The 11,634-nt window shown below is 69.0% G+C and carries 11 protein-coding genes, 1 tRNA gene and 1 other RNA gene; 9 read left to right on the forward strand and 4 right to left on the reverse strand.

Translation table 11 applies throughout. From position 1 onward, the window contains the following. Positions 1 to 99: 99 nt before the first annotated feature. Entirely contained in the window at positions 100 to 999 is a 900-nt protein-coding gene (locus tag ABH940_RS00575) for a DUF2637 domain-containing protein (RefSeq protein ID WP_370103891.1), read from the reverse strand. Between the two features lie 628 nt (positions 1,000 to 1,627). After that, the gene (locus ABH940_RS00580; protein WP_370103893.1) at positions 1,628 to 2,809 is read right to left on the reverse strand and encodes a DUF3631 domain-containing protein; all 1,182 of its coding nucleotides are present in this window, start codon (positions 2,807 to 2,809) and stop codon (positions 1,628 to 1,630) included. 391 nt (positions 2,810 to 3,200) lie between these two features. On the opposite strand from ABH940_RS00580, the gene ABH940_RS00585 reads away from it, so the two are divergent. The 4 genes from ABH940_RS00585 to ABH940_RS00600 all read left to right on the forward strand — a co-directional run bounded on the left by ABH940_RS00585 (position 3,201) and on the right by ABH940_RS00600 (position 6,136). Then, positions 3,201 to 3,710, forward strand: a complete 510-nt coding sequence (locus ABH940_RS00585; RefSeq protein ID WP_370103895.1) for a helix-turn-helix domain-containing protein — start codon at positions 3,201 to 3,203, stop codon at positions 3,708 to 3,710. Between the two features lie 132 nt (positions 3,711 to 3,842). Further along, positions 3,843 to 4,136: a helix-turn-helix domain-containing protein gene (locus ABH940_RS00590; protein WP_370103897.1), complete on the forward strand. Its 294-nt coding sequence runs from the start codon at positions 3,843 to 3,845 to the stop codon at positions 4,134 to 4,136. Positions 4,137 to 4,147: 11 nt separating this feature from the next. Next, positions 4,148 to 5,386, forward strand: coding sequence for a tyrosine-type recombinase/integrase (locus ABH940_RS00595; RefSeq protein WP_370103898.1), 1,239 nt, complete (start codon positions 4,148 to 4,150; stop codon positions 5,384 to 5,386). A gap of 204 nt (positions 5,387 to 5,590) precedes the next feature. After that, a complete protein-coding gene (locus ABH940_RS00600; protein WP_370103900.1) occupies positions 5,591 to 6,136 on the forward strand; it encodes a hypothetical protein in 546 nt (181 codons plus the stop codon). Between the two features lie 84 nt (positions 6,137 to 6,220). Here the strand turns inward: ABH940_RS00600 and ABH940_RS00605 are convergent, their stop codons facing one another. Beyond that, the gene (locus ABH940_RS00605; RefSeq protein WP_370103902.1) at positions 6,221 to 6,745 is read right to left on the reverse strand and encodes a YrhB domain-containing protein; all 525 of its coding nucleotides are present in this window, start codon (positions 6,743 to 6,745) and stop codon (positions 6,221 to 6,223) included. A gap of 190 nt (positions 6,746 to 6,935) precedes the next feature. Next, a tRNA-Ser gene (locus ABH940_RS00610) sits at positions 6,936 to 7,020 on the reverse strand. A 123-nt stretch (positions 7,021 to 7,143) separates the two neighbouring features. On the opposite strand from ABH940_RS00610, the gene ffs reads away from it, so the two are divergent. The 5 genes from ffs to ABH940_RS00635 all read left to right on the forward strand — a co-directional run bounded on the left by ffs (position 7,144) and on the right by ABH940_RS00635 (position 11,611). Next, positions 7,144 to 7,234, forward strand: an RNA gene (gene ffs / locus ABH940_RS00615) — signal recognition particle sRNA small type. A gap of 48 nt (positions 7,235 to 7,282) precedes the next feature. Further along, entirely contained in the window at positions 7,283 to 9,520 is a 2,238-nt protein-coding gene (locus ABH940_RS00620; protein WP_370103904.1) for a DNA polymerase III subunit gamma and tau, read from the forward strand. A gap of 182 nt (positions 9,521 to 9,702) precedes the next feature. Beyond that, positions 9,703 to 10,044: a YbaB/EbfC family nucleoid-associated protein gene (locus tag ABH940_RS00625; protein ID WP_196195902.1), complete on the forward strand. Its 342-nt coding sequence runs from the start codon at positions 9,703 to 9,705 to the stop codon at positions 10,042 to 10,044. A gap of 270 nt (positions 10,045 to 10,314) precedes the next feature. Then, entirely contained in the window at positions 10,315 to 10,914 is a 600-nt protein-coding gene (recR, locus tag ABH940_RS00630) for a recombination mediator RecR (RefSeq protein ID WP_370065333.1), read from the forward strand. After that, the gene (locus tag ABH940_RS00635) at positions 10,907 to 11,611 is read left to right on the forward strand and encodes a DUF5063 domain-containing protein (RefSeq protein WP_370065331.1); all 705 of its coding nucleotides are present in this window, start codon (positions 10,907 to 10,909) and stop codon (positions 11,609 to 11,611) included. The genes recR and ABH940_RS00635 overlap by 8 nt, the downstream gene beginning before the upstream one ends. Positions 11,612 to 11,634: the final 23 nt, after the last annotated feature.

The raw sequence follows: 11,634 nt of genomic DNA on the forward strand, positions 1-11,634 counted from the left end.
CGGCGGTTTGGCACGGCCGGACTCTTCGGGTAATGCGGCAAGGAAGAGGGCGCTGCCCGGAACCAGATTCGTCCCGGGCAGCGCATCTCCAAGGCCGTGTCAGTTGTCTGGGTGCTGACGGGCTTCGTCGGACTGCTTCACCAGCGCGAGTGCCGCGGTGAGCCGGTCGGTACTGGCACCAAACCCGGCATCGGTCACGGCCTTCCGGGCACTGGCTCGGGTCAGCCCGGAACCCTCTGGGTGAGCGGCCCTGATCGCCTCGGCCAGCTCGGCGATCGACGCCTTCGGGGGACGCCCGCCCGCATTCGTGACCGGCGGCGGACCGGAACCCTTCTCAGGCTCCTGGCCTGCATGGACCTGCTCGATCCGATCCTTGTCGTCGTGCTCGTCTGGATCTCCGTGCCCGGCCAAGGGCTGGGTTCCGACGACCAAGGCAGCACGGGTGGCGACGTTCGGAACCTCGGCGGACCGCTCGGGTACCGGTTGTGGACGGTCCTGAACTCCGGCCCGTGTCCCGGACCGTGGCACCGCGGCGGACTCCGTGGTGCCGCCGTAACGGGTAATCAGGATGTGCAGGTGGGTCGCCCCGGCCAGTGCGAGCGGCGCGATCGAGGACAGGACGGTGACCGTGGTGTCGTCCAGGTGCAGGGCGACCGTGCCGGGCCGGTTCAGATCCAGGGCGTGCAGGCCGTTTGCCCAGATGCTCGCGGCAGTGGCCGCGATGAAGAGCGTCCACGCGTACAGCCGCGCCGGGCGCGGGGCTTCACGCAGCACCAGAAGCGCTCGCACCCCGTAGGCGATGAAACCATCGATGACGACCGGGAAGAGGTAGGTCAGGGTGGGGCGGACGTGGACAGCGGTGGCCATCTGCCGCAGCGAGTCGTAGGAGAGAGAGCACGCGGCGACGCCGAGCAGGACGATGGCCAACCGGTCCCACCAGGTGGCGCGGTGACGGCCCGTAGAAGCAGGCGGCTGGGCGGATATGACGTGGTCGGACATGGGAGTTGATGCCTCTTCGGAGGTGGATCTGGTGATGGTGTGCGGTGATCCGTCTTGGCCGTCTTGCCGTTGACGTCGCAGGTCAGCGCAGGGACGGCAGCGGCACGGTGATACGTCTTCGCGGGCTCCGGGACGCGTATCGGCCAGCCCGCGCGGCGCGACGGTAGGGCCGTTGACGGACCTGCGAGGACGGATCACTATCCGTCTTGGGACGCTGTGCCGTCCCAGCCAATGTGGCTTTGACCTGCAGTGATACGGCTGGGACGGCAGGGACGCCACGAGACGGCGTATGGACCAGGCGGCTTCCAGTCGCTGTTCCCTGAGGGAACACAGCCGGGATGGCGGGCACAGCTACAGGCGGCACTCCCCGCAGCGGGTTTTCCGGGAAAATCCGCGGGCCTTTTCTGGTGAAAGGGCTCGCGATTTTCCGGGAAAATCCCGAGCGGGAGGCTGGGCCTTGCCTCGGCAATCGCCGTCCACAGGGCTGTGGATGGCGAGGCCACGCGGGTTCGGTCGACCTCGCCCAGGTTCGGGCTCGCTGTTCACCGGGTGAACGCCGGCGCTGTTCATCGCGTGAACAGGGCCCGTGTTCACTGTGTGAACGTCGCGTGGCTCGCGCCGGATCGGGTCAGGTTGTGTGTGTTCTGCCGTCTGCTGCGCTGTCGCCGGTCGGGTGGACGGTGGGGCAGTAGCGCTTCCAGGCGTCGGTGAACTTGGTGCGCAGGTAGCCCTTGAGCTGGGTCTGGTCGGGCATGCGGACGTTGCCGGAGCGGATGCCGTACTCGCGCAGCATCCCGGCCAGGCCGCGCGGGTTCAGCCCACCGCGACCGGCTTCGGCCCAGGGCGCTTCGGGGTCGCTGTTGAGCCGGTAGAGCAGGGCGTCGGTGGACATGCTCTCCGGGTCTCCCGCTGCGGCGAAGGCGCGGCGGATGTCGGCGAGGATCCGCGCGTTGCTGGGGTTGTCCTCCTCGGCCTGGGCCTCGGCGGCGACCATCTGCGCGCACGCGGCTCGGGCACGCTCGGGCCAGGTCTCTCCGGCGAGGTCGGCGACGATGACCAGGGGCTCCCAGGTGTCGGCGGCCCGGTCCTCGACAGGCATGACCGGTTCCAGGTGCAGAGCGCGCTCCGCCAGCGGCTTCGTCCAGCGCGTCAGCCGGGCGCGCAGGGAGTGCAGGGCGGGACTGTCGCGCTTGGTCCGGTAGGGGCTGACGTGCTCGCCCTCCGCGCGGCGGCGCATCCGGATCACGACCGACCGGTCCATGATCGTGTCGGGCAGATCGCCGATGCCCGCGAGCGCGGCCATCGCGAAGGTGGCGAACGAGTGCGGAGCGTGCTCCTTCCCGACCACACGCAGGACGGGGCGTCCGCGCTGGTGACCGGCGTTGAGCAGGCCGCGCATCTCCTCGTTCTTCTCGGCGACCTTGGGGCTGCCGAAGATGGTGTCGGCCTCGTCGACCAGCAGGGTGGGCGGTTCCTCGCCGATGGAGCGGAAGATCGCCGCCGCCGTGGAGTTGACCGTGATGACGGGGTTGTGGACCGTCTCGGTCAGCAGGTCGAGCAGGCGGGACTTGCCGCAGCGCTTCGCGGGTCCGACCACCGCGAGGCGCGGGGCGTGCTGCCACACCGGCTGCAGGTGGGTGGCCGCGATCCACAGCACGGTCGCGTCCAGGGCCTGCTCGCTGGGCAGGATCACGAACCGGGCCAGGGTCGCCCGCAGCTCGTCCAGCAGGGCCGCACCATCGGCCGACGGGGTGGGCGGGTTGGCCGACGGCGCTGCTGCCGTATGGCCTGGGGCGGTAGTCTCGTTCATGGAGATCCTCACTCAGCGGCTCCGGGGGGCAACCCGGTCCGCTGTAGGTGACTGTCCTGGGATGGGCGGTGGCGAGGTTTCCACTTGAGCCCCCGGTGTTCGTAGCGCCGGGGGTTTCGTGTTCCTCAGGGGCGGGCGGTCACGCCTCAACCCCGATCGGACTAACTTTTCGAGCCTCTCATGGCATGACTATGGCCCGAGCGTGCGCCGGAGTCAAACCGCAAGCAGCATTCAGCCTTCAGTCGCTATGCGCATATCAGCAGGTCAATAGAGTAGTGATCCAGGTCACATGCACGGCTATTCGCTTGCAGGTTGAGCTTCTGATGCTGCTAGGGTCTACGACTGTGGGTCCCGTGGACCCCTCGTCCGCCCGAGAGAGGAGGTAGAAGAAGTGGACGACAGCAAGCCCGCGCGCTGGGCCCCGCCGGAGGGCGAGGCTCTGGTGGCGCACAACCTGAAGGTCCTGCGAAAGACCGCGCGCCTCTCGCAGGAGGACATGGCCGAGCGCATGCGACGCCTCGGCTACAAGCTGCATCAGACCCAGATCGCCAAGATCGAGAACGGCACGCGGAGCGTCAGTTTCGACGAGGTCATCGGGCTCGCCAAGGCACTTAGCGTCCCCGCCGCGAACTTCATGCTCGAAGCCGTGGCCGGCCCCGACGACCCGCACTGGGAGCTCCAGGAAGCTGGCTTCGCCATCCAGAAGGCCGAGCAGGAGCACCAGGTGGCGCAGGATCTCGCCGACGCGGCCAAGGCGAGACTCGACGCGGCCGAGGCGAGATACGACGAGATCGCCGCGCGCCTCGGTGTCGAGGAGGAGGCGGAGCCGATCGTCTTCTACCCGGCTCCCAACTCCCCCGGCGACCCTCTGCGCGGTCCCGTCGAACCCTCCGCCGAATAGTCGGCGCACCGTCCGCCCAGTCCCTCGGCGCTACGAACGCCGAGGGCCAGAGCGCGGTCCCCTCTTCACTCACCGCCCATCCCGAACAGTCCAGCGGTCACGTTGCCCTCGTGACCGCCGAAAGGCATTTCCGTGTCCACCTCCCTGTCCCTCATCGCCCGTGCCCTCGGCGTCACCGAGCACCAGCTCGCCGCCGCCATCCAGGAGCACTCGGCCCCCGTGCCCGATGCCACCCTCGTCGCACTCACTGTCGAAGAAGCCGCCCGCCGCCTCGGCATCGGACGCACGACCATGTACGCGCTGATCGCCTCAGGCGAGGTTCAGTCGGTCCAGATCGGCCGCTTGCGCCGCATACCCGCCGACGCACTCGACGCATACATCGTGTCCCGCTCCCAGGCCGTCACCCCGGCCGCCCTCGCGGCCTGAGGGGAAGGGACATGGCTAAGTCCCGTCAGCCCAACGGCGCTTCCTCGATCTTCCTTGGCAAGGATGGCTACTGGCACGGCTACGTGACCGTCGGCGTGAAGGACAACGGCAATCCCGACCGCCGCCACGTGAAGCGCAAGAACCGCGCCGACACGACCAAGGCGGTTCGCGAGTTGGAAAGGAAGCGAGACTCCGGCACCGTCGGCAAGGCTGGTCAGACTTGGACGGTCGAGTCCTGGCTGACCCACTGGGTCGAGAACATCGCTGCACCGCACGTCGGCGAGAACACCATCGACGGCTACCGCGTCGCGGTCAACCACCACCTGATCCCCGGCCTTGGCGCGCACCGCCTCGCCAAACTGGAGCCCGAGCACCTGGAGCGCTTCTACCAAAAAATGCTGAAGGCCGGCAGCGCCGCCGGTACCGCGCACCAGGTCCACCGCACCGTCCGCACCGCGCTGAACGAGGCGGTGCGTCGAGGCCACCTCACGGTCAACCCGGCTTCGATCGCCAAGGCTCCACGCCTCGAAGAGGAAGAGGTCGAGCCCTACACCGTCGAGGAGGTGCAGCGACTCCTCGACCTGGCCAACAAGCAGCGGCACCCAGCCCGTTGGGTCATCTCCCTGGCGCTCGGCCTGCGCCAAGGCGAGGTGCTCGGTCTCAAGTGGACGGATGTCGACTTCGAGCTCCGTGTCCTGACGGTCCATCGGAACCGGCTGCGGCCCCGATACGAGCACGGCTGTGCCGGCCACCCCTGCGGGCGCAAGCCCGGCTACTGCCCACAGAAGGTCAACATCCGACGCGAGACCAAGGACACGAAGTCCCGCGCGGGACGCCGACCGATCGGCATCCCCGACCCGCTGCTCCAACTCCTTCTCCGGCACCACACGGAGCAGGAGCGTGAACGACGAATCGCAGGAGACCTCTGGATAGAGAAGGGATACGTCTTCACCTCGCCGACCGGCGAACCGCTCAACCCGAACACCGACCACCATGAGTGGAAGGACCTGCTCAAGGCGGCGGGCCTGCGGGCGGGCCGACTCCATGACGCTCGCCACACGGCAGCAACGGTCCTGCTCATCCTCGGCGTCCCGGACACTGTCGTCGACGCGCTCATGGGCTGGGAGCCCGGCAAGTCCGCCCGGATGCGCCGCCGCTACCAGCACCTCACCAACCGGGTGCTCACAGACACCGCTAACAAGATCGGCGGCCTGCTCTGGCCCCTGCCCGAGGAACCTCCCGCCGCCTGACACAACCACACATCGCCACGCGGCCGTCGACCGAACTGCAGAGATTCAGGTCGACGGCCGCGCGCCATTCCTGACCTGCCGCTGGCGCTTCGATCGAGTTCCACCGACCTCCTTGATCACACCAGAGCATCCTGACGCACGCTATATCGTGCTGACCTCTCGGAGCCGCACGGGGCCTGAAACGACGAGAGGCTGGGATCTGGGGTGCCTCTGATCATCAATGAGACCGAACGGGCGCACTGGCGGTATGACCCGCTTGTGAGCGTCGGACCGCTGCGCTTCGGGATGAGCCACGAACAGGCTTCGGAGGCGATGGAAGTCGAAGGCTTCATCTGCGACGCGATTCAAACCGGGCTGGGACATGGCCGACTTGACCGGCGGGCGGAGTTCAGGAGGCCGGAAGCGTTGGGCGGGGCAGCCCCCGTCATCACCTACTTCCTCGACGAGGACACCCTGGCCGTTGTTGCCGTGGACGGGCTGTGCGGGCCACAAGTTCGGCTTGGCGAGCTGCGGCTGGCGGGTCAATTGCCGTCCGAGCTCACTGAGCGGGTTTGGGATTACGTGACTGAGCGTGGCATGGACCGCACGCTGTCTGTCGAGGGCGAGGTGTCCTCAGAACATCTCGGCTTCTTGGTTCGTGCCCAGGAGGCAGGCGAGGTACGGCTGTCCCGTCCGATCTTCGTGAACTGCAACGGCTGGGCCCACACGGTGCACGACTGCATTCCCGTCCCGGAGTGGAACGTGCGGTAACAGGCGGAGCGACCTCAGAGGCTAGGCCGTAATCCCGCGTGGCCGTAGTCAACGGGCGTCGGACGCACGCTACTTCCGTGCCACTCACGCCGAGCGGATGGTCTCCACCTTGAGCACTGGATTGAGGGGCTCGACAAGTTCCCGGGTCGCAACGGCGACGAGACGGGCTGGTGGATCGCCACCGGCCAGAGCCCTCATGTACTCGAATGCCTCCGCAGGGGACAGCACAGGTAGCCGACGGCGCAACTCGCGGACAGCGGCCATGCGGCCTTCAGCGGCACCGATTCGACCGATCTCATCGTGCAGGTCGTCCACTGCCGTTCGGACCGGCAGCCCGCGGATACGGGACCTGTAGTCAACCTCCCACGTGCCTTGTACCTCCGACACGACGCCGATCCGGTGCAGCCCTCCGTCGACGCGGTCGACCAGGTACGGCCCGTTGCCTGCGAGCGCAGCTTCCCAGTTCCGCGTCAGAACGAACTCTTCGGACTGGTAGTAGACGATCCAGACGAGCTCGTGCTCCTCGGCACCGGTCACGAGAAGGCGCATGGTGAAGGAACGGTCCAGCTCATCCTGGACCATACGGAGTGCGGCCTCGCGTTCGATCACGGGTGAAGGATCCCCCACAGTCGCAACACGGGCCAGCGGATTACAGAGCGGGATCACGCACCACCTCGGAACAGGCGAGCGCCGACCACCAGTGCCTGGTCCACAACTGCAACCCAAACTGCAACCCCCGAAACGACGAGGACCCGGACGCAGAAGCGTCCGGGTCCTCGTCTGCCCAGCTGGGCGGGTGCGGAGGATACGAGATTCGAACTCGTGAGGGGTTGCCCCCAACACGCTTTCCAAGCGTGCGCCCTAGGCCACTAGGCGAATCCTCCGTGGGAGAGCTTACTAGATGTTTGGGGGTGCTCGTGCACACGGTCGACGCAGGTGGGAGGTCGGCCCGACGTGGTGCCGAGGGGCGGTGAAGAGTGGGGCCGGGATCCGGTACTGTGGGGGTCAGCCCCTCGTGTGGCGCTATCTCGCTGAACCCCCCCAGGGCCGGAAGGCAGCAAGGGTAGGTGAGCTCTGGCGGGTGCACGGGGGGTCCTTGCGTTGTAGGCCACCGATTTGTCGGTGGGGACCGTTAGGGTCGGTGTCGTGTCGCTCGCTCTTTATCGCCGGTATCGACCCGAGACCTTCGCCGAGGTCATCGGGCAGGAGCACGTGACCGGGCCGCTGCAGCAGGCGCTGCGGAACAACCGGGTCAACCACGCCTACCTCTTCAGTGGGCCGCGCGGCTGCGGCAAGACGACGAGTGCGCGCATCCTCGCCCGGTGCCTGAACTGTGAGCAGGGTCCCACCCCGACGCCCTGTGGCGAGTGCCGGTCCTGTGTCGACCTGGCCCGTGGCGGGCCCGGGTCGATCGACGTGATCGAGATCGACGCCGCCTCGCACGGTGGCGTGGACGATACTCGTGACCTGCGGGAGAAGGCGTTCTTCGCGCCCGCCTCCAGCCGCTACAAGATCTACATCATCGACGAGGCCCACATGGTCTCCACGGCCGGCTTCAACGCCCTGCTGAAGGTCGTCGAGGAGCCGCCGGAGCATCTGAAGTTCATCTTCGCCACCACCGAGCCCGAGAAGGTCATCGGGACGATCCGCTCCCGCACGCACCACTACCCCTTCCGGTTGGTGCCACCGGGCGTGCTGCGCGACTACCTCACCGACGTCTGCGGTCGGGAGCACATCCAGGTCGAGGACTCCGTCTACCCGCTGGTTGTTCGCGCGGGCGCGGGTTCCGTGCGTGACTCGATGTCCGTCATGGACCAGCTGCTCGCCGGGGCTGACGAGCGCGGCGTGACGTATGCCATGGCCACGGCCCTGCTCGGCTACACCGACGCCACGTTGCTCGACGAGATCGTCGACGCCTTCGCCCAGCAGGACGGCGCCACCGTCTTCGGCATCGTCGACCGGGTGATCGAGGGCGGCCACGACCCGCGGCGTTTCGTCGCCGACCTGCTGGAGCGGCTGCGGGATCTGGTGATCCTCTCCGCCGTGCCGGACGCGGGCGAGAAGGGCCTGATCGACGCGCCCGCGGACCGGGTCGCGCTGCTGGAGCAGCAGGCGCAGCGCTTCGGCGCGACCGAGTTGAGCCGGGCCGCGGACATCGTCAACACCGGTCTCACCGAGATGCGCGGCGCGACCTCACCCCGGCTGCAGCTCGAACTGATCTGCGCACGGGTGATGTTGCCGAGCGCGTTCACGGACGAGACGTCGACGCAGGCCCGGCTGGAGAAGCTGGAGCGGCGTGCCACGCTGCCGGCCGGAGTTGCGGGAATGGCGGGAACGGCTGGTACGACTCCCGCTCCCGTGTTCACCGAGGCGGCCGTGCCGACGCCAGCTCCCGCATCCACGCCCGCGCCGGTGGCTCCCCCTGTCGCTGCACCTGCACCGGTCGCCCCCGCTGTCCCTGCCGCTCCGGCCGCCGCCGCGTCCGGCCACACGCCCGGTGCCTGGCCCGTGACGCCGAGCTTCGGCCAGTCGACTCAGCAGCAGACCCCTGCTCCCGCCGCCGCACCCGTTCCGACGCCGGCGCCCACGCCTGCTCCCGCTCCCGTTCCTGCCGCGCCCTCCCCCGAGGCCTCCGGCGCGAGCGCTGCGCAGATCCGGCAGCAGATGTGGCCGCAGATCCTGGACGCGGTGAAGGGTCGTCGCCGGGTCACCTGGATGCTGCTGCAGCAGGCCCAGGTCGCAGGCTTCGACGGCGGCGCGCTGCAACTCTCCTTCGAACACGCGGGCACCCGGGACGGCTTCGTCAACGGCGGCCACGACGAGATCCTGCGCCAGGCGCTGCAGGACACCTTCAGCGTGAACTGGAAGGTCGAGTGCCTGATCGGCCCGACCAACGGCGGTTCAGGCGGCAGTGCCGCAGGCAACGGCGGCTTCGGCGGTGGGGGTGGGGGCGGGGTTCCGCCGCGCGCCGGGGGCGGCGGGGCGTCGTTCCCGCCCGCCGCCGCGCAGGCCGCGCGCCCCGCCTCCCCCGCGCCGTTCGGCGCAGGTCAGAGCCAGGGCTCAGGCGCGCCCGCACCCTCGACGTCGGCACCCCAGCCGAACGCGCAGGCGCAGGCGCAACCGCAGCCATACGCGCAGGCGCCGGTGCAGCCCCAGGCTCAACGGCCGAGCGCCCCCGCCCAGACGGCGCCGTCGGCGCCCCCCGTGCCCGTGCCCTCCGCTCCACCGCCGTACGACGGTCCGGACGACGACGACATGCCGCCGCCCCCGTTCGATCCGGAGGAGGACATCCCGGAGCACGACACCACGTCCGTCTCCGGCCATGACCTGATCATCCGTGAGCTCGGCGCGACGGTGATCGAGGAGATCGAACGGAACCGCTGACACACGACCGCTGACGCACAGCCCGCTGAGATCGACCGCAGGCATCCGCGCGACTGACGCAGATCCGACACGGCGACCACGTAGGCTCGCCCTGGAGCGGTCCCGCTCCGCAAAACAGCGAACGTGCAGCAACGCCCGAGCAACACAGCAGCAAGCCAGACAGATGCAGGACAGGAGCGCCCATGTTCCCCGGTGGTGGCCAGCCCGACATGCAGGCCCTGCTTCAGCAGGCCCAGCAGATGCAGCAGCAGCTCGCCCGAGCCCAGGCCGACCTGGCCGCGGCGGTGTTCGACGGTTCGGCGGGCGGCGGCCTGGTCAAGGCGTCGGTCAGCGGTGCCGGCGAGCTCAAGGCCCTGGTCATCGACCCGAAGGCGGTCGACCCCGAGGACACCGAGACCTTGTCCGACCTGGTCCTGGCCGCCGTTCGTGACGCCACGGCCGCCGCGCAGCGCGCCGCCGCCGAGAAGCTCGGCCCGCTGGCACAGGGGCTGGGCGGCGGCGGAATCCCGGGCCTGCCGTTCTGACCCGCGTCCTGACCCGCGTCCTGACCCGCGTCCGACCTTTCTGACCAGCGTCCGACCCGCGTCCGACCCGCAAGCTCCGCGACGCGAGCGCGCAGGCGCCGCGCCCGAAGTGAGCGTGTCGGGACGGTGTGACAGCGGTCCGATCCGGAGGATGATGGGCCCCGAAAAGGCAGAAAGCGCGAAGCGCAGTGCGAAGAGCGAAGAGCGAGAGCGCAGAAGCGCACACGAGCAGCAGCAGCGACGAGAGCAAGAGAGCAGAGGTAGCGCGGCGTGTACGAGGGCGTGGTCCAGGACCTGATCGACGAGTTGGGCAGACTGCCCGGCGTCGGGCCCAAGAGCGCGCAGCGGATCGCCTTCCACATCCTGCAGGCCGATCCGGTGGACGTGCGCAGGCTTGCGCACGCCCTGGCCGAGGTCAAGGAGAAGGTGCGGTTCTGCACCGCCTGCGGCAACGTCTCGGAGTCCGAGCTGTGCCGCGTCTGCCAGGATCCGCGTCGTGACCCGTCGCTGATCTGCGTCGTCGAGGAGCCGAAGGACGTCGTCGCGGTCGAGCGGACCCGCGAGTTCCGTGGCCGCTACCACGTGCTCGGTGGGGCGATCAGCCCGATCGAGGGCGTCGGGCCCGACGACCTGCGGATCCGCGAACTGATGACCCGGCTCGCGGACGGAACCGTCACCGAGCTGATCCTGGCCACCGACCCCAACCTGGAGGGGGAGGCCACCGCCACCTATCTGGCCCGGCTGCTCAAGCCGATGGGTCTCAAGGTGACCCGGCTGGCCAGCGGCCTGCCGGTAGGGGGAGACCTGGAGTACGCCGATGAGGTCACCCTCGGGCGGGCCTTCGAAGGGAGACGACTTCTCGATGTCTGACGCCAGCGCCACGCCGCCCTCGTCATTGCCGTCGCCGCAGGCGGCGCAGTCGCCGACGGCGCACGACGACGCGTTGCCCATCGACGCCCTGCCCGACGAGTTCGCGGTGCAGATCGCGGACTCGGTGCAGAGCTTCCTGCTCTCCGTCCCGGAGATCGCCAAGGGCGACGAGCCCGGCAGCGCGATCAGTCTGCTGCTGCTGGAGGTCTCCCAGCTGCTGCTGACCGGCGGACGCCTGGGCGCCATCGAGGACGTGCTCCCCGAGGACCGCTACGAGCCGGACACCGAACCCGACGCGGACGAGGACGAGCTACGCCAGCGGCTGGCCCAGTTGCTCGCGCCCATCGACGTCTACCACGAGATCTTCGACCCGTACGGACCGCCGGACAAGCCGGTCCCGTGCCGGATCTCGGACGACCTGGCCGAGGTGGTCACCGAGCTGCGGCACGGCATGGTGCACTACCGCGAGGGCCGGATCTCCGAGGCGCTGTGGTGGTGGCAGTTCTCGTACCTCGCCAACTGGGGGTCCACGGCCACCAGCGTGCTGCGCGCGCTGCAGTCGCTGGTCGCGCACGTCCGGATGGACAGTCCGATCTCCGCGCCGGTGGACGGTACGGACACCGACCACGACGGCCTGACGGACGAACAGCTGGAGCAGCAGGCAGGCGACCTCATGGCCGCCGAGCTCGGCCTCTGACCAGCAGTCACACGCACTACTCC

The organism is Streptacidiphilus sp. BW17 (assembly GCF_041262485.1).
Lineage (GTDB): Bacteria > Actinomycetota > Actinomycetes > Streptomycetales > Streptomycetaceae > Streptacidiphilus.